The following is an 18,706-nucleotide window of genomic DNA, read 5'->3' as shown; positions in this document are numbered from 1 at the left end:
ACATGCTGGAAAAAATTGTCATTGCCAACCGTGGTGAGATTGCACTGCGTATTCTGCGTGCCTGTAAAGAGCTGGGCATCAAGACTGTTGCTGTCCACTCAACTGCGGATCGCGACTTGAAACACGTATTACTGGCAGATGAGACGGTCTGTATCGGCCCGGCTCCTTCGGTAAAAAGCTATTTAAATATCCCGGCTATCATCTCTGCAGCAGAAATTACTGGCGCAGTGGCCATTCACCCGGGTTATGGTTTTTTATCCGAGAACGCCAACTTCGCTGAACAAGTTGAACGTTCAGGCTTTATCTTCATAGGCCCTCGTGCTGAAACTATCCGCCTGATGGGCGATAAAGTTTCAGCTATCGAAGCCATGAAAAAAGCCGGTGTTCCCTGTGTACCAGGTTCTGATGGCCCACTGGGCGACGATATGGACAAGAACCGTGCCCATGCAAAACGCATAGGCTACCCGGTCATTATCAAAGCCTCTGGCGGCGGCGGTGGTCGTGGTATGCGTGTAGTACGCAGCGACAGTGAACTGGAACAATCCATTAATATGACCCGTGCGGAAGCAAAAGCAGCTTTCAACAACGATATGGTCTATATGGAAAAGTATCTTGAGAACCCGCGTCATATCGAAATCCAGGTTCTGGCTGATGGTCAGGGTAATGCGATTTACCTGGCTGAACGTGACTGTTCAATGCAGCGTCGTCACCAGAAAGTGGTTGAAGAAGCTCCAGCACCAGGCATCACGCCAGAATTGCGTCGTGCTATCGGTGAGCGTTGTGCCAAAGCCTGCGTAGATATTAACTACCGTGGCGCAGGTACTTTTGAGTTCCTGTTTGAAAACGGCGAGTTCTATTTCATTGAAATGAACACCCGTATTCAAGTAGAGCACCCGGTGACCGAAATGATCACTGGCGTAGACCTGATTAAAGAACAGCTGCTGATTGCTTCTGGCAAGAAACTGTCCATTAAGCAAAAAGATGTGCATGTTAAGGGCCACGCAATTGAGTGCCGTATCAACGCAGAAGATCCTAATACCTTCCTGCCAAGCCCCGGGAAAATCACGCGTTTCCATTCTCCTGGTGGCTTTGGGGTTCGTTGGGAGTCACATATCTATGCTGGCTACACCGTTCCTCCTTACTATGACTCAATGATTGGTAAACTGATTTGCTACGGAGAGACACGCGAAATCGCTATCTCACGCATGAAAAATGCCCTGGCTGAACTGATTATCGATGGTATAAAAACCAACATTGAACTACAGACCAAGATCATGAACGATGAACACTTCCAGAAAGGTGGGGCTAATATCCACTATTTGGAAAAGAAACTGGGTCTCCAGGACTAAGTTTACATAGAACATGAATGGTGTGACAAAAGGGCCGGATGCTTCCGGCCCTTTCCTTTCTAATGATCCATCTAAAGCGGTACATAAGTGTCGCTCTGTGCTCAACCCACGAGGCTATCATGGACAAGCGATTTGTTCAGGCCAGTAAAGAAGCGCGCTGGGCGCTATGGCTAACATTGTTGTACTTGGCTGCCTGGCTGCTGGCTGCCTATATACCCGATAATACACAGGGCCCGACTGGCCTACCCCATTGGTTTGAAATGGCATGTCTGCTTATCCCACTCCTGTTCATTTTACTGTGCTGGTTAATGGTCAGAGTCATCTATCGCAATATGCCTCTGGAGGATGATCATGCATCATGACGTGATTTGGCCTTTAATCATCTATTTGTTCCTGGTGTTTGGGATATCAGTGTATGCCATGCGTCGTAACCGTACAGGGAACTTCCTGAATGAGTACTTTCTCGGCAATCGTTCCATGGGCGGATTTGTCCTGGCAATGACGCTGACTGCGACTTATATCAGCGCCAGTTCATTTATCGGTGGCCCTGGTGCGGCTTATAAGTACGGGCTGGGGTGGGTATTACTCGCAATGATTCAGCTACCGGCGGTCTGGTTGTCATTGGGTGTATTAGGGAAAAAGTTTGCTATTCTTGCGCGCCGTTACAATGCAGTCACATTGAACGATATGCTGTATGCCCGCTATCGTAGTCGTTTGCTCGTTTGGCTGGCGAGTTTTAGCCTGCTGGTCGCTTTCATTGGCGCTATGACGGTTCAGTTTATTGGCGGGGCGCGCTTGCTGGAAACAGCCGCAGGTATCCCTTATGAAACAGGATTACTGATATTTGGTGTCAGCATCGCACTTTATACCGCTTTCGGCGGTTTCCGCGCCAGTGTACTGAACGACACAATGCAAGGGATGGTGATGCTGATTGGTACCATCCTGCTACTGATAGCGATTGTGCACGCTGCTGGTGGTTTGCATAACGCCGTAGAAACACTGCAGCATATTGATCCAAAACTGGTCTCTCCCCAGGGCGCTGATGATATTCTGTCCCCGGCGTTTATGACCTCCTTCTGGGTTCTGGTCTGTTTCGGCGTGATTGGGCTTCCTCACACTGCGGTTCGCTGCATCTCTTACAAAGACAGTAAAGCCATGCATAGTGGAATCGTTCTTGGCACCATTGTCGTCGCGATCTTAATGTTCGGCATGCACCTGGCGGGCGCATTGGGGCGTGCGATTATTCCTGACCTTAATGTTCCTGATTTGGTCATTCCCACATTGATGATTACCGTGTTACCTCCCGTTGCCGCAGGGATCTTCCTCGCCGCACCGATGGCGGCGATCATGTCGACAATCAACGCCCAGTTGCTGCAGTCTTCCGCAACCATAGTCAAAGATCTCTACCTTAATTTTCGTCCTGATCAGGTAAACAATGAGAGACGGCTTAAACTCCTTTCTTCCGCCAGCACCTTAATCCTCGGAGCGTTGCTCCTGCTGGCGGCCTGGCGTCCTCCTGAAATGATAATTTGGCTTAATCTGCTGGCCTTTGGTGGGCTTGAAGCGGTATTCCTATGGCCACTCGTGTTGGGCCTGTATTGGGAACGAGCCAATGCAGCAGGGGCGTTGAGCGGAATGATCGTCGGGGCGCTGCTGTATGCTGTGCTGGCCAGTTTTAATATTCAATTTTTCGGCTTCCACCCGATAATACCGTCCTTACTACTCAGTTTACTGGCATTCGTAGTCGGTAACCGTTTTGGTCAGGATGTCGCTGAATATCCTATTGTTTCACCTACTGATAAATAAAGAGTTTTTCTATGCCATGGATCCAACTAAAAATAAACACCACGGGTGAAAATGCCGAAGAACTCGGTGATGCACTGATCGAGAGCGGTGCTGTTTCGGTGACCTTTCAGGATACCCATGACACCCCTGTATTTGAGCCCTTACCAGGTGAAACACGCCTGTGGGGAGACACGGATGTGATAGGCCTGTATGACGCAGAAACCGAGATGAAAGCAGTGGTGGCAATGCTTGAATACTGCCCGCTGTTACGCCCTGGCTTCACGCATAAAATTGAACAACTGGAAGATAAAGACTGGGAACGTGAGTGGATGGATAATTTCCACCCCATGCGCTTTGGCCAGCGGTTATGGATTTGCCCAAGCTGGCGCGACGTCCCGGACAAAGATGCGGTTAACGTCATGCTAGACCCGGGCCTGGCGTTTGGTACCGGCACCCACCCAACGACCTCCCTGTGTCTTGAGTGGCTGGACAGCATCAATCTGACGGGTAAAACAATTATCGATTTTGGCTGCGGTTCCGGTATCCTGGCCATTGCTGCGCTTAAGCTTGGTGCAGAGAAGGCAATTGGTATCGATATCGATCCACAGGCTATTCAGGCAAGCAGGGATAATGCAGAACGTAACGGCGTATCCGACAGACTGGCGCTTTATTTACCACAGGATCAACCTGCTGATATGCAGGCAGATGTCGTCGTCGCCAATATCCTCGCAGGCCCGCTGCGTGAACTTGCCCCTTTGATTAGTGTCCTTCCCGTGCAAGGCGGTCTGCTTGGGCTTTCTGGCGTACTGGCATCCCAGGCTGCTGGAGTCTGTGAAGCCTATGAGGGGGTATTCACTCTTGACCCCGTTGCAGAAAAAGAGGAATGGTGTCGCATTACCGGCTATAAGACTGGGGTGTAATCACGATAAGCGCAGCAATAAACGAGCTCAAAAATATGAGAGCTCGTTTACATAAAAAGAAAAAGTGTTCATTAATACAGCAAGTTACCTTACATGTGCCTGCTTCAGAGAGGCAGAGATGTGCTAATTATAATGAAAATTCAATAGATCATAAAACAACCTTTTAATGGTAATCTTTTGATTTTTAAGTGTAATTTAGCTTAACCTTGGACAAGCACATGTATCATTTACATGTTTTAAACGCATTGCTCAAAGTTTGTCCTTTCATCTCAGGCAAAAAATGCGTAATATACGCCGCCTTGCAGGCACAGTATGGTCATTTCTTAACTCATGCGCATCGGACATTACCAGCTCAGAAATCGGCTAATTGCAGCACCTATGGCGGGTATTACAGACAGACCCTTCAGAACGCTGTGTTACGAGATGGGGGCCGGTTTAACTGTTTCCGAGATGATGTCTTCTAATCCAGAAGTATGGGTCAGTGACAAATCCCGTTTACGGATGGTTCATGTGGATGAACCGGGTATTCGTACCGTGCAAATTGCAGGTAGCTGCCCGAATGAAATGGCTGCAGCAGCATGTATTAACGTGTCTAATGGTGCCCAAATTATTGATATCAATATGGGTTGCCCAGCTAAAAAAGTGAATCGAAAATTGGCAGGTTCCGCCCTGCTGCAACACCCAAGCCTGGTCAAGGATATCCTGGCAACGGTGGTCAATGCAGTGGATGTGCCGGTCACATTGAAAATTCGCACAGGCTGGGATCCTGAGCACCGTAACTGTGTACAAATTGCCCAACTGGCTGAAGACTGTGGCATTCAGGCACTGACAATTCATGGACGCACCCGCGCCTGTTTATTTCAGGGCAATGCTGAATACGACAGTATTCGGGAAGTTAAGCAGAAGGTTTCCATTCCGGTAATCGCGAATGGTGACATTACTGACCCGCTTAAAGCCAGAGCTGTGCTCGACTACACTGGAGCTGATGCTCTAATGATAGGACGTGCAGCTCAGGGAAGACCCTGGATCTTTCGGGAAATCCAGCACTATCTGGACACTGGAGAGTTGCTACCGTCTTTGCCTATGGCGGAGGTTAAGCGCTTACTCTGTGCTCATATTCGTGACCTGCATGACTTTTATGGTCAGGTTAAAGGTTATCGAATTGCACGAAAACATGTTTCCTGGTATCTCCAGGAACATGCTCCAAATGACCAGTTTCGGCGCACATTCAACGCCATTGAGGATGCCAGCGAACAGCTGGAGGCGTTGGAGGCATACTTCGAAAATTTTGCCTAAACAGAAATAAAGAGCTGACAGAACTATGTTCGAACAACGCGTAAATTCTGACGTACTGACCGTTTCTACCGTGAACTCTCAGGATCAAGTAACCCAAAAACCCCTGCGTGACTCCGTAAAACAGGCACTGAAGAACTATTTTGCTCAACTGAACGGTCAAGATGTTAACGATCTGTACGAGCTGGTTTTGGCTGAAGTAGAGCAGCCATTGTTGGACATGGTGATGCAATACACCCGCGGTAACCAGACCCGTGCTGCGTTAATGATGGGTATCAACCGCGGTACACTTCGCAAGAAACTGAAAAAATATGGCATGAACTGATACTAGTCAGTTAATCCATTGATAAAAAAGGCGCAACTCGCTATGGGGTTGCGCCTTTTTTCACATCGGGTTGCAGTCAGTCATGGCTTGCTACTCCCGGTATCACACTCATGTGAAAGCCCAGTCCCCTGCCACTGACATCCTCCACCAGGATAACCACGCTCAGTTAAGCTCTTTGGCCGCTACTTATTGTGCATACTGAAGGATAACCTGTAATAGCACATTCGCACCAGCAGCCACATGCTCAGGCGAGGCATACTCACTTTCATTATGGCTGATGCCATCTTTGCAAGGGATAAAAATCATACCACTAGGGGCTTTGTTGATCATAAAGACGGCGTCATGCCCGGCGCCGGAGACAATTGACTGAAAAGGGAAATGAAGCTGTTCTGCTGCCGAAGCAATCGCAGCCTGACACCCTTCATCAAAGCGACTGGCAGAATAATGGCTTACTTGTGTCAGAGCAATATTAAGGCCTGTCTGTTGTTGTAGACGCGCAATACACTGTCTCAGTAATGTATCCATTTCATCGACTTTCTCATCGTCTGTATTCCGAAAATCGATGGAGAATTTAACTTCACCTGGCACCACATTACGGCTGTTCGGATGCACGTAGACGCTGCCCACGGTTCCCCGCCCTTCAGGTGTTTTACGCGCAATCTCAATCACAGCCTGCATAATAACGGTAGCAACCTGTAAGGCATCTTTGCGTAATGACATCGGTGTTGGCCCGGCATGAGAATCCTGCCCGGTGACGGTACAGTCATACCAGCGAACCCCCAGCGCACCGCTCACAACACCGATAGTGTTGTTTTCGGCCTCCAGAATAGGTCCCTGTTCAATGTGGGCTTCAAAATAGGCCCTGACCGGGTGAACTCCGGGTTCTTCTTCTCCAAGATACCCTATTTTTTTTAGTTCATTTCCAACGCTTTTACCCTCGGTATCCGTCGTCATGTAAATATCATCCAACGAAAACATCCCGGTAAAAACACCAGATCCCATCATGACAGGAGTAAAACGTGACCCTTCCTCATTGGTCCAGAATACCACTTCGACAGGTGCCTCTGTCTCAATATTGAAATCGTTTAACGTCCGGATGACCTCAAGAGCAGCCAGTACACCATAGTTGCCGTCATATTTCCCCCCTGTCGGCTGCGTGTCGATATGACTGCCTGCAAGCACTGGAGGTAAACGTGGATTCTTACCCGGGCGACGCATGAATACATTACCTATTTTATCTACGGTAATGCTCAACCCCGCAGCCTGACCCCAGCTTACCACTAAGTCCCGCCCCAGCTTATCCTCTTCTGACAATGCCAGTCTGCGACAGCCCCCTTTCGCCGTTGCACCTATTTCAGCCAGCGTCATTAAAGAGTCCCAAAGACGCTGACCATTAATACGATAATCAGTTATAGTCGCGACACCTGATGATAACACTTCAGTATTCACACTTTTCTCCTCATATGACTGGGAGCATAAGTCGCCCACCAGCCATGCTAAAAATGACCGCGAATATCACGTAAAAAAATTTAATAATAATGTCAAACTACGCCACACTATCGGACTATTAAAAAATAAAAACTTACTGCCTCAGAAACATTTATTTTCAAAATCCATTCAGAGCATAGCCTGAATAAAAAACACACTGACAGTGGTAATATAATAAAATTCTTACCCTGTACTATCGCTTGATCTCATACACTATCAGCAATGGTAATTACAAAATAAAAACGATGGATAATAATAAATTCTTATATCTGATTGCATTATAATGATGCATGTTTTACCAGAAATGAACACTCTCATTCATTTGCACTATATTAGAGCGCAAATGCCTTATTCCATGCAGACACATACTATTATCACACTCATACGGCTGTAATTCAGAGAATAGACTTCTGTCGATAAAAACCAGAAAACAGGCATTAGCACTCATAACAATAAACCATTGACATTACATAGCATTAGCATCTCATTATCGTTGTATCATGGGAAAAATATCCTCAAAACACCCCTCAAAAGATAACGCATTTTTTCAAAAAAAATACGCGTTGGCACGATCCGTGCAATATTCAAAAAAATACAATTTCATTTAACTAATAGGCAGAGCTGGTATGAGTAATTCGCAACGTGTTGAAACCTCCAGTCCCCTGGAGATAAATCAATTAAGCCACCATTTTGTACTTGAGAATGGTGAGGAGCTGCGGCTTTTTCAGTTTCTCAATTTTGTGGTGGAAAAAGGTGAAATTGTAGCAGTGGTCGGCAGAAGTGGTGCGGGGAAAAGTACGCTGTTCAATCTCATTTCAGGCCTGTTAAAACCATCAGCAGGACAGGTGATATTAGGTGATGCTCATAATGGTGCTCCCGGACGCATTGCTTATATGCTCCAAAAAGATTTGTTATTGCCCTGGCGAACTATTTTAGACAATGCTCTGTTGGGAGTGGAATTATACCGTAAGACAACAGAAGATGACCGTCAAAGAGCTGTCAAAATGCTTGCGCGATATGGACTTTCTTCCGTTGAAAATGCATATCCTGCCTCACTGTCAGGGGGGATGAAACAGAGGGTGGCACTCACCAGAACCCTGCTATGTGACCCGACGGTTATCCTGCTCGATGAACCCTTCTCTGCCCTGGATTATGAAACACGTTTAATGCTTGAAGACGACGTGATGAATCTCACCAAAACAGGGGATACCAGCGTCATTCTGGTCACCCATGATATTGATGAAGCTATCGCGATGAGTAACCGGGTCGTGCTACTGGGCGGGCGGCCAGCAAAAATAGTGATGAATCAAACAATCACCCTGACAACACAAGGAGAAAGGACGGCGGTTTCCGCAAGGGGGGCACCGGAATTCCATGATTACCACACACAAATATGGAATGGATTAAGAATGAATAATGTTACTCATGGTAAATAGGAGTTGTGAAATTGAAGAAAAATCAAGATAGCCGCAACGCCTCAATTATTGTTGCTTTTATTCTATTTATACTGGGTTGCTTATGGTGGCTAGCTGCCCAGCAACAGTGGATTAATAGTCAGCTACTGGGCTCACCAGCCGGTATTTATAATGCTGCCGTTATCAGTGTCGAGCAGGGTACAATATTTTATGACACATGGATTACATTTTATGAAACCGTCATGGGGCTTATTATTGGTAGCGGGCTGGGGATTATATTAGGACTCGGATTATGGTTTTATCCAAAAATATCACAAATTGGTGAACAGCTTTCCGTAATTTTAAACAGCATTCCTAAGATTGCATTGGGGCCATTAATTGTCATCTGGTTCGGTTCTGAAACGTCATCAAAGATATGGTTATCTGCTATTTCTTGTTTTGCTGTGGCAATGATCTCTGCCTGTGCTGTTGCGAAAGACATTGATCGTGACCTGATGAATTTATTCAAATCATTTAAAGCATCAAATGCACAGATATTCAAAAAATTGATTATTCCATCATCTATCCCATGGATATTTTCAATTCTCAAAATTAATGTCGGGTTTGCACTCATTGGTGCTGTCGTGGGTGAGTATATTTCATCAAACAGTGGGTTAGGTCATTTAATATTCGTCGCAGGTTCACTATTCGATCTGAATACGGTCTGGTTGGGCATTATTATCTTAACTATCATGGCTGCATTATTGACAGCACTTATTCAACACATTGAGAAAAAAGTCGTTAAATGGAGAGCATAAAATGAAACTTTTACCTTCGTTACTTTCTGTTGTCGTCCTGTTTGGTGCATCTGGCATCACCGCCAGCTATGCACAAAAAAATGAGCCCGCTGTTATTTATGAAGCATTTCACTCAATTCAATATTTACCCTTATATGTGGGTATTGATCAGGGTATTTTTGCCAAACACGGCGTTGACGTAAAACTGATGACCGCAGGCAGTGGATCCCAGGGCGTTGCTGCCGTGATTGGGGGACACAGTGATTTCTCACTCCAGGATCCAATGACCGCAGTACTGGCTTATCTGAAAGGTGCTCCAATAACCACTATTGGTATGGTCGTTTCAGGCGTGCCTGTATGGGTGATTGCACCACCGAAGAACAACATTAAATCGGTTGAGGACTTACAGAAAAAAACCGTTTCCACGGCCATGCCACCCAGTACCAGTACTTACTTATTTCAGCAATTAATCAAAGATAAAGCCATTCCTGATGTCGGGCTGACTACCGTGCAAATAGGAACCGAACTTTCACCACTCAGTGTCGGTCGTGCTGATGCCGCGGCGGTGTATGAACCTCAGGTATCCCAGGGGCTTGCCAGTGGCAATGAAGTAGTTTACGGGTTTAACGACAAGTATAAGGGGGATTTTATGTTCTCCACTATCAATACCTTAAAATCTACGATTACCGATAAACCCGAAATGGTTAAAAACTTCATTGCCGGACTGGCAGAAGCTGAAAGTGTGGTGCATAACTCCCCGGATATTGCCCGCCAGGTCGCGATTAAAGAGTTCCCGACCCTGGACCCTAAAGTTGTCACTGATGCCGTTAACCGGCTGTCTGCCAATAATATTTATGCAGTGAATCCATATATATCAGAAGCTGCATTCAATAATGCCCTCAGTGTTCAGGAATATATCGGCAACATTAAGCCTGGTCAGGTTACCTATGCCGATGTCGTGGATAACATTTATCAAAAATAGCCGACAGATTCAGGAATAAACCGGAGGAATAATGAAAGAAATAAGCCGACTGGAACGAGCCATTGAAATGGTAAAACAACGAGAGCCACAGATACAGGCTTTTACCTTTCTTCCAGAAAGTTATCAGACTGTATCGCCTGATCTGCCACTGTCGGGATTGCCTGTCGCGGTCAAGGATCTCATTGATACTGAAGATATGCCTACCAGTTATGGCTGTCCTTTATTTGCGACATATCTTCCGAGTCAGGATGCCTGGATTGTGCAGCAGCTAAAAAAGATGGGGGCCATCGTTCTTGGCAAAACAGCGACCACGGAATTTGCATGGCGTCATGCTACGGGAACAAAGAACCCCTGGAACCAGAAACACACTCCCGGGGGTTCATCCAGTGGTTCAGCTGCTGCTGTAGCTGCGGGTATGGTTGATATCGCCTTAGGAACACAAACCGTCGGCTCGATTATTCGTCCAGCCGCCTATTGTGGCGTCGTAGGCTTCAAACCCACCTATGGACTACTACCGACGACCGGTATTCACCCCCTGGCACACTCGCTGGACCACTTAGGCTTTATCGTGACAAACTGCCAATATGCCAGTCTTTGCCATCAGCTCTTTATCGAGCAGCGTACTGAAATCACGGCACCTGTTGCCACGATGCCACGGAAAGTCAGCCTGTATCTTCCTGCACAGTGGAAAGAGGTTGAGCCTGAACTAAAAGCCCATTACTTCGAGATAGTGACCCTGCTGGAATCACACGGAATTGAATGCCAGCGGCTGGAATCCTCTCATTTATCTGAAAAATGGTTAGCTGCGCTGGAAATCATTCTGGCATATGAAGCTAACCAGTGTCTTTCATCTGATGTCGGAGAACAACTGGAGAGTGTAGGCAAAGAAACTGCTGACTTAATCCTACGGGGGCGTAGCATCCCTGAAGAAAAATATCAGCAAGCCATTACGTTACTGACAGATTCGCGTGAGCAGCGAGATGACTATTTCCCTGACAGCGATGTCATACTCTCGCTGGCTGCGCCAGGAGTCGCCCCGATGGGACAGGCATATACTGGCGATGCCTCTTTTTGTGCCCCCTGGACATTTTTAGGTTTGCCTGCCATTACCTTACCCATAGGCTATTCCAGCAGATATCTGCCAATAGGCATTCAGTTTATTGGGCACGCATTCTGTGAAGCTGAACTGCTCTCATTCAGTCTGTGGCTGGAATCTCAACTCCCTTGTATCAGTGCGCCCATCAACAAAAGGGATCTGTTCATTGAGTATTCAACAAAATGAATTAAAGCCAGATATACAGCACGCTGACGGTGACTCTACTTGATAACGATAAAGTCATTGGTTTTTATTGACCGTCAGGTAGTGATACTGACGGTAAGGAAAAGACCAGTCGCTCTGGTTTTTTGATCCCTTCTCGTTTTACTCATAGCGCAAAAAAACAAAAATATGCCGGATGACTGGACTATGATCAAAAGGTCTATTTTTTCTGGCAAGGAGATAAATATGAGCAAAGAACCCCTGACTACTGATGTCAATGAAGGGCTGGCAAAAATGCATGAAGCCGGTGAACAGGTCACAGAACAAGAAGCCGAAGCGCTGGCAGAAAAAGCCAAAAAAGAGGCCGAGCAGTCAAGAAAGCAGTACCTCAAAAAGCATGGCGAATAAGGTTACGACATACCGGGGCAGGCAAAGAATAGAGCCCCGGTAATAGCGGCAGGGAGACTTAACTGGGTATTGCTCTGATACGTTATGTCTGTCGTCTAAAATAATCGGAATAAATATCGGAACGGCGGTAATCAGATGAGTGGGAACAAACATGGGGGATATGGAGAGTATCCGTAGATTATCGTACTGGCTGATGAAAACATCTGCCAGTTATTAACGCGTAAAAATCAATAATGACACAATTCCTGCGGCAATAAGTGGCCCGACGGGTACACCGCGGAACAATGCCACACCTATCACCGTACCGACGATCAATCCCCCCGTCATTCCTGGCTGTGTCGTCATCATCGCCACACCACGCCCCCCTAACCATGAAACCAGTATCCCGACAATAATCGCCACTAACATGCGCCAGTCAGTCAGCGATTTCAACAAGGCATTGACAGGAAAGGAGCCGCTCACCAACGGGGAAAGTACTGCTACCGTCAAAATAAGTATACCCAGAGAGAGGCCTTGCCTTTCCAGATAAGGAAAGTAAATACGCAGGGGTGTCGCTTTCATTATCAAAAGAAAAGCAATGGAAATAGCCATTGTTTTGTTATTAATGAAATAACAGAAAATACCCAGGACACCCAACGTAACGTAGAGGAGTGCAGTCAAAACAGGGATCCTTTTATCTCAATGAATCATAGTGCAAATGGCGCCAGGCCATGAAACTGGCCCAGCGCGATGAGGTCAGGATACTTTTTGATCCAGGGCGAGAAATGCCTGATGGAAGAAATCCTCAGTGCCAAAATTACCGGATTTTAACGCCAGAACCATTGAACTTCCCCCGCGATCCGCCCGTAAAGAAGGGATTCCGGTGCTGATTTCTGCGCCAATCACGACAGAGTTTAATGATAATCCTTTCACTACAGCCCCTGAGGTTTCGCCGCCACCGACTACCAGCCGTGTGATGCCCTCATCGGCTAAACGAACAGCCAGAGTAGCAAAAAAATCCTCAATGGCTGACGCGACTTTCTGCCGCCCATAATGCGCCTGTAGCTGACTGACCTTACCCGCATCATCTGATGTTGTCACCAGAGGAATACGGCTCTGCTGCGTGAAGACAAAATCAACAACCGACTGTAATGATACCTTACCTGCCAGCAAATCCTCGGCAGCAATGTGCAGAACAGCGTATTCTTGCTCATGCCTGGATATTTGACGCAAGGTCATTCGCGAGCAGCTCCCCACTAATACCGCTCCCGGCCCACTGAGGCTAAGATCTTCAGGAAAACTTCCAGTGATATCACCGTGGGCAATAAAATTATGCGGCAAAGCCTGAGCGACGGCAGATCCCCCTGTCACTAACTTAGCACCCATACAAGCGGAACCGATCGTGATCAAATCACCATTAGTAATAGCATCGACCACCACCAACGTATGTCCGGCCGCAGCTTGCTGCTCTAAAGCTTCCACCAGAGATTGACTACCTTTCTGCACGGTCTGCCACGCAATGAAACCTTGTGATCCCTTAATCTGTTGCGATAACAAGCGACGAACATCAGGATCAGTCATCGGTGTTAATGGGTGGTGCTCCATGCCAGACTCATGTAACAGCTTTTCTCCTACAAAGAGATGCCCTTGATATAAGGTACGTCCCATATCAGGAAACGCCGGACAGACTACAACGCCACGGGCATTGAGTCGCTCCGCCAGTGCTTCAGCAACAGGCCCGATGTTACCATCGGGCGTAGAATCAAAGGTTGAGCAATATTTGAAAACAATTTGCTGACACCCTTGATCAATTAACCAGTCACAGGCCGCTAAAGAAGTAGCAACAGCTTCCTCTACAGGTAGCGAACGGCTTTTTAATGCAATGACGCCTGCGCCAATATGATCCGCGGCCGGGCTATCTGGAACCCCCATATATAAGGCGGTATTTAATCCCCCTTCGTTTAATAATCCCTTAGCCAGGGTCACACCTATATCACTGGCTCCGGTAAAATCATCAGCAATGACGCCTATAAGCATGTCGGTTCTCCTCCCTGTTTCTGCACCAGGATTTTCATTCGTTCTACCGCTGCCTGGGGGGCCGCCAGCACGGGTATGGAAACTACCTCCGTAACATCATTCAGTGCACGTGAGGTAGAAAAATGTGCCAGCACAATGGCATCATAGTCAGCCAGCTGACTGGCACATTCGGCAACTCGCTGGTTATGCCCCTTATCGTTCCCAGCGCGAAGTTGTTCCAAAGCCCCTTCCGCACAAAGGGTCGTCAGTGTTGCTGTCCGACCATATGCCGCGGCCATAGCGTAAAATTCTTGCTCCATCCCTGCGATTGCTGGACTGAAGGTCGCCACCATAGCAATGCGATTTCCAGTCTCAAGCGCCTGGGCGAACATGGCCTCGTTTGGCTTTAATACTGGGATCGACACCTTCTCTGCAAGAACATCCAGCGCTTCGCCAAAAGCGGAACAAGTCGCTAAAATCCCATCAGCCCCCATATCTCTGGCATAGAGGCCAAATCGAACAAAGCGGTCAAGTAATGCCGGGGTCAATGCCGGAGATTTGGCCCTCTCCAGGGACAGCCCCTCATCAAGGAGGTGTATCGCTGTAGCATCTGGCCAGCGTTCCGCCATTGCTGCTGCGATAGGCTGCATAGCGACTTGGGTCGCATGTAACAGTACTATTTTCTTTGTCATTTCATTTTCCGTCAGAAGCGACTGGTCAGGCCAAAGCGTTCATACTCAGCCTTGGCTGTTTGGGCTGTGACGATATCAATCAATGCCTGGCCCTGTGCTTTACATGGCGAATTTCTAAAAAGAGCAATAGAAAAGGATGTTATTTTTTGCACTTCCTCAGGCAGGCTACCGACAATTTCAATACCCGGCACGACCAGTAATTCACTGATCTGCTGAACAGCAAGACTCGCTTCGCCAGTGATCAGTTTCTCCGCCGTAAACCCTTCAGGTATAGGGCAAGCCTTTGCATCGACCTGCTCCTCAATACCCAACTGACGGATGACATTTTTGAAGTGGATCCCACTTGCTCCACCGATGGAATAACATACCGAACGAGTATTCAGTAAAGTTTCACGCAAAGTATCAGGCGTCGTAATAGTGGGGTGTTCTTCGCCTTTTTTCACAGCAAACCCGATACTGGAGATCACGAGTGGTCGACGTGTGGCAGCATCTACAATGCCATCAGTAATCAGTTTGTCCATGGCGCTATCGGTTACAATAACCACATCACAAGCAAGGCCGCTTTCAATATTTTTCATTAAGACCGTTGTCGGTGTCCAGGTCGCCTCCACGCTGCCATGATCTTGCCGATAGGCATCCAGCAATGATGCGTCAAAAGGTGAACGGACAACCAGTGCGCTATGCACATTTAATTTTGTGGAATTTGACATCATCAACTCCCTCAGTGTTAAGTAAAGTTAGATAGCGAATGCGATGGTTAATGGCACGGTAATGATAGCCAGAATGGTACTCACCATAATGGCGAATGCGGCTTTTTCTGGGTGGACATCCAAGTTTGCAGCAACCGCGGCCATATTTGCAGCAAGAGGGTTACAGGCTAACATGACCATCACAACATATTCTGAAGAATTCAAGTTGAAGGTACGGAATATTGCGATAATAACTACCGGGTAAAGTAATTGTTTCCACAGAATAGAAGAGGTAACAAATTTCCAGTCTGGAACCAGTTTATCAAATCGAGCCAATGACATACCGATAATCATCATACCCAGTGTACTATATCCACCAACAAAGCCATCAACGCTGCTTTTTACTACATTAGGTAATTCAAAGTTAAAATACTTGAGGATCAACGCCAGCAATGCCGCATGCAACGTTGGCATCTTAATGACCATCATCAGACTATGTTTTATTGAGTAACGGCCACGTGCAGTAATGTAATATGCGGCGGTAAATTCATAAATACTGGATGCAACTTTAGCAAATACAACAATACTGATAGCCGCAGCACCTTCACTGCTACCACCTAATAACCCTATTGCTAAAGGTAAAACAAAATAACCAACATTACCTTGTCCACCTGCGGCACCAAAGAGGTTTGCACGATTATCTTTCCACAGTAAACGCCCTACGAATAATGCAATAAATGCGGCAATACACGATACAACATAAAATACTACAGAGTACATTGCATAGTTAATTTGCGCCGGAGAATTCAAAATAAGAACGAAACAAACTATTGGTGAAAATATGTAAATAAGTAATTTAGAAATATCCTGAGAGCTTATTTTGAATTTTTTAGATGTATACCAGCCAAGCATTGCGACCGCGATCAAATACGCTACGCGCGGCATAATTTCATATGCAGACATATTGTTACCTTTTTTATATATTAGGGTTAGAGGGGACTACCACTGGCAATTAAATGTATTACATAATTCATTAACCGCTTCATCAGAGAGTGGAGGAATATTGGCTCCAGAGTTAAGCCAAAGTTTAGCCGTTTCCTCCAGCTCCTCAAGGATGAAGCTGGCTTGAGAAACAGATGCACCCCATACTACTGGCCCAAGCCGCTCCAGCATGACACCTTTGACACTTGTCGCTAATTCGGTAACACGCTCTGCAACCTGTTGTGCACCAGGCTTTGCATAATCAATTAGCGGGATTCGCCCCACTTTCATCACTTGATAAGGAACAATCGGCGGTAATATTGCCTCATTTGACCAGACACCTGTCAGCGTCAGTAATACTAACCACGTAGAATGGGTATGTAGAACACAGTTAACGCTATCATTGTTTTTATATATTCCCTGATGCAGGCGTAATGTTTTTGAAGGTTTATCACCACTGATCCATTCTCCCTGTAAATTAACTTTGGCAATATTCTCTGGAATCAAATTTCCCAAGCATGCATCCGTTGGTGTAATTAGCCAACCATCATTTAATTTAGCACTAATATTCCCAGCGGTGCCCACAGTGTATCCTCGGCGGAACAAACTTTCTCCCACTCGACAAATTTCTTCACGTACTTTATTTTCAGTGTTCATTCACCGTTCCATATTTAGAATATATCAACAAAGGTTATTCTGGGTGAGTCGATATCTTTCAAACTCTTTTTGCATTCACCAGAAATACTGTCAGTAATAATTTCATCGACACTACTTAGTGGGCAAGCGGTATAAAAACCATATTTTCCGTATTTACTGCTATCTGAAACTAATATATTCCTATTTGCCACAGAAATAACGGTTTGCTTCACGATCGCTTTCCCTTCATAGGGTGTTGATATACCATGTTTCAGATCCCATGAACTGGTACTCAAAAAAGCCAAATCTATATTTTGCGCTTTAATAAAATTTGCAGCACTTAATCCTACGCAAGAATAATTACGTTTATCTACTTTCCCACCAACATGAAACAAATCAACACCAGGTTTATTCATCAAGACTCTGCTGATTGAAAAATCATTAGTGACAACAGTTACACTGAAATTATCAGGAATCGAACAAGCGATCTCAAATGTTGTCGTGCCAGCATCTAAATAAACAATGGTACCCTCACTAATACGTGAGAAAGCAAATTTCCCAAGCTCTTTTTTAATTTTATGATTGAGATAGGATTTATCTTGCCACGGTAATTCCTGGCTTAATAATGCGCTTAACTGAATCCCTCCGTTGACACGTATTATCTTCCCTTCACGCTCCAGTATTTGCACATCACGACGGATAGTCATGTGAGAAACATTGGTCAGTTCAGCAAGATCGTTATAGCTGGCCAGCTGATTCTCATGAACATATCGATAGATAAAATCCCGACGCTCATTGGCACTTAGCATACGGCCCTCCGCCTACTGCTTCTCTGTGGTTAAATAGTCTACTCATAACAATTTCACATTAAAAGTTGAGTCATCACAAATTCAGCGTATTGAATAAATACAAGAATGATTTATATCAATATGTTTTTTATGATAAAAATAGCCATTTTCTTATAAAAGTAATTTCACATCTCAGTGTTAAATTGTTATGAAAGAGGAATAAAACAAGAATACAGGACATTCTCAGCGATTCACTCGCCCTTATGGACAGGATGACAGCCAGGTGAATAATGACGTATTTCATCAAACCAGCCCTGTCATTTTCAGACGCCTGATTTCATGTGTATCGAACAGTGAAACCTGACTGAATGACGTTCAGAGTGAGTCATCCATTATTTCATTCCAGATGTAAAAACTATCTTGTGACCGGGGTTCTGCTTAATCTGATGCATGATGTCCTCTGGTTCTGTGCTGGCTTCGTATACTGATGCTGAATATATTTCCCGGTAACGGGTATCAGCACAGCCATCTGGAGCATTCTATGTCTTCATAACGCAAAAAACCCCGGTCTTTCGACCGGGGTTCTTACTTATATAATGCCAGATTGTTCGCTGTTCTCACATGGGGAGACCCTACTCTGCCCTTCGTCGGGGCGTTTCACTTCTGGGTACAGCATGGCGCTGCGGGACTATCGCACTACCGCCATTCTTCCTGTCTTTTGTCCTGATACCTACTGGCTGCATCCGCCCCAGCAAAAATACTGCATAGCTGGTATTAACCAGCTTTCAGGGGCCATAACGCAAAAAACCCCAGTCGTCAGACTGGGGTTCTTGCTTATTTGATGCCTGACAGTTCCCTACTCTCGCATGGGGAGACCCCACACTACCATCGGCGCTACGGCGTTTCACTTCTGAGTTCGGCATGGG

19 protein-coding genes are annotated in these 18,706 nt (G+C 46.2%); 11 read left to right on the top strand and 8 right to left on the bottom strand.

Annotation, left to right across the window (positions count from 1 at the left end; all coding sequences use genetic code 11):
• Positions 1-2: 2 nt before the first annotated feature.
• The 6 genes from accC to fis all read left to right on the top strand — a co-directional run bounded on the left by accC (position 3) and on the right by fis (position 5,672).
• On the top strand, positions 3-1,349 hold the full coding sequence (gene accC / locus JK154_RS14395) for an acetyl-CoA carboxylase biotin carboxylase subunit (RefSeq protein WP_211993252.1): 1,347 nt from the start codon (positions 3-5) through the stop codon (positions 1,347-1,349).
• Between the two features lie 119 nt (positions 1,350-1,468).
• Complete coding sequence (locus tag JK154_RS14390; RefSeq protein ID WP_211993251.1) at positions 1,469-1,711, top strand: DUF997 family protein; 243 nt, start codon at positions 1,469-1,471, stop codon at positions 1,709-1,711.
• Complete coding sequence (gene panF, locus JK154_RS14385; RefSeq protein WP_211993250.1) at positions 1,701-3,155, top strand: sodium/pantothenate symporter; 1,455 nt, start codon at positions 1,701-1,703, stop codon at positions 3,153-3,155. Before JK154_RS14390 ends, panF begins: the two co-directional genes overlap by 11 nt.
• An 11-nt stretch (positions 3,156-3,166) precedes the next feature.
• Positions 3,167-4,054, top strand: coding sequence for a 50S ribosomal protein L11 methyltransferase (gene prmA / locus JK154_RS14380; RefSeq protein WP_211993249.1), 888 nt, complete (start codon positions 3,167-3,169; stop codon positions 4,052-4,054).
• 330 nt (positions 4,055-4,384) lie between these two features.
• The gene (gene dusB, locus JK154_RS14375; RefSeq protein ID WP_211993248.1) at positions 4,385-5,350 is read left to right on the top strand and encodes a tRNA dihydrouridine synthase DusB; all 966 of its coding nucleotides are present in this window, start codon (positions 4,385-4,387) and stop codon (positions 5,348-5,350) included.
• Positions 5,351-5,375: 25 nt separating this feature from the next.
• A complete protein-coding gene (fis, locus tag JK154_RS14370; protein ID WP_000462905.1) occupies positions 5,376-5,672 on the top strand; it encodes a DNA-binding transcriptional regulator Fis in 297 nt (98 codons plus the stop codon).
• A 186-nt stretch (positions 5,673-5,858) separates the two neighbouring features.
• Here the strand turns inward: fis and JK154_RS14365 are convergent, their stop codons facing one another.
• Positions 5,859-7,121 carry a Zn-dependent hydrolase gene (locus tag JK154_RS14365; RefSeq protein ID WP_211993247.1) on the bottom strand — a complete coding sequence of 421 codons (1,263 nt, stop codon included), beginning with the start codon at positions 7,119-7,121 and terminating at the stop codon, positions 5,859-5,861.
• 665 nt (positions 7,122-7,786) lie between these two features.
• Between JK154_RS14365 and JK154_RS14360 the strand changes: the two genes are divergently transcribed.
• The 5 genes from JK154_RS14360 (at position 7,787) to JK154_RS14340 (ending at position 11,999) form a co-directional block, all read left to right on the top strand.
• The gene (locus tag JK154_RS14360; protein ID WP_211993246.1) at positions 7,787-8,596 is read left to right on the top strand and encodes an ABC transporter ATP-binding protein; all 810 of its coding nucleotides are present in this window, start codon (positions 7,787-7,789) and stop codon (positions 8,594-8,596) included.
• Between the two features lie 5 nt (positions 8,597-8,601).
• Complete coding sequence (locus tag JK154_RS14355) at positions 8,602-9,372, top strand: ABC transporter permease (RefSeq protein WP_211993245.1); 771 nt, start codon at positions 8,602-8,604, stop codon at positions 9,370-9,372.
• Between the two features lies 1 nt (position 9,373).
• Positions 9,374-10,333 carry an ABC transporter substrate-binding protein gene (locus tag JK154_RS14350; protein ID WP_211993244.1) on the top strand — a complete coding sequence of 320 codons (960 nt, stop codon included), beginning with the start codon at positions 9,374-9,376 and terminating at the stop codon, positions 10,331-10,333.
• Between the two features lie 31 nt (positions 10,334-10,364).
• Complete coding sequence (locus JK154_RS14345; RefSeq protein WP_211993243.1) at positions 10,365-11,615, top strand: amidase; 1,251 nt, start codon at positions 10,365-10,367, stop codon at positions 11,613-11,615.
• A gap of 222 nt (positions 11,616-11,837) precedes the next feature.
• Complete coding sequence (locus JK154_RS14340) at positions 11,838-11,999, top strand: hypothetical protein (RefSeq protein ID WP_211993242.1); 162 nt, start codon at positions 11,838-11,840, stop codon at positions 11,997-11,999.
• A 213-nt stretch (positions 12,000-12,212) separates the two neighbouring features.
• Here the strand turns inward: JK154_RS14340 and JK154_RS14335 are convergent, their stop codons facing one another.
• The 7 genes from JK154_RS14335 to JK154_RS14305 all read right to left on the bottom strand — a co-directional run bounded on the left by JK154_RS14335 (position 12,213) and on the right by JK154_RS14305 (position 17,801).
• Positions 12,213-12,659, bottom strand: coding sequence for a DUF441 domain-containing protein (locus JK154_RS14335; protein WP_249215939.1), 447 nt, complete (start codon positions 12,657-12,659; stop codon positions 12,213-12,215).
• A gap of 75 nt (positions 12,660-12,734) precedes the next feature.
• The gene (otnK, locus tag JK154_RS14330) at positions 12,735-14,015 is read right to left on the bottom strand and encodes a 3-oxo-tetronate kinase (RefSeq protein ID WP_211993241.1); all 1,281 of its coding nucleotides are present in this window, start codon (positions 14,013-14,015) and stop codon (positions 12,735-12,737) included.
• The gene (locus JK154_RS14325) at positions 14,006-14,686 is read right to left on the bottom strand and encodes an aspartate/glutamate racemase family protein (RefSeq protein WP_211993240.1); all 681 of its coding nucleotides are present in this window, start codon (positions 14,684-14,686) and stop codon (positions 14,006-14,008) included. Before JK154_RS14325 ends, otnK begins: the two co-directional genes overlap by 10 nt.
• 11 nt (positions 14,687-14,697) lie before the next feature.
• Entirely contained in the window at positions 14,698-15,399 is a 702-nt protein-coding gene (locus JK154_RS14320) for a substrate-binding domain-containing protein (RefSeq protein ID WP_249215938.1), read from the bottom strand.
• Between the two features lie 24 nt (positions 15,400-15,423).
• The gene (locus JK154_RS14315; protein WP_211993239.1) at positions 15,424-16,338 is read right to left on the bottom strand and encodes an AEC family transporter; all 915 of its coding nucleotides are present in this window, start codon (positions 16,336-16,338) and stop codon (positions 15,424-15,426) included.
• A 36-nt stretch (positions 16,339-16,374) separates the two neighbouring features.
• Entirely contained in the window at positions 16,375-17,013 is a 639-nt protein-coding gene (locus JK154_RS14310; protein ID WP_211993238.1) for an aldolase, read from the bottom strand.
• A 14-nt stretch (positions 17,014-17,027) separates the two neighbouring features.
• Positions 17,028-17,801: a DeoR/GlpR family DNA-binding transcription regulator gene (locus tag JK154_RS14305; RefSeq protein WP_211993237.1), complete on the bottom strand. Its 774-nt coding sequence runs from the start codon at positions 17,799-17,801 to the stop codon at positions 17,028-17,030.
• Positions 17,802-18,706 lie beyond the last annotated feature (905 nt).

This window comes from Citrobacter sp. JGM124 (assembly GCF_018257795.1).
In the GTDB taxonomy this organism is placed as follows: domain Bacteria; phylum Pseudomonadota; class Gammaproteobacteria; order Enterobacterales; family Enterobacteriaceae; genus JGM124.
Note: the sequence above shows the minus strand (reverse complement) of the source record. Positions and strands in the feature narration are given on the sequence as shown.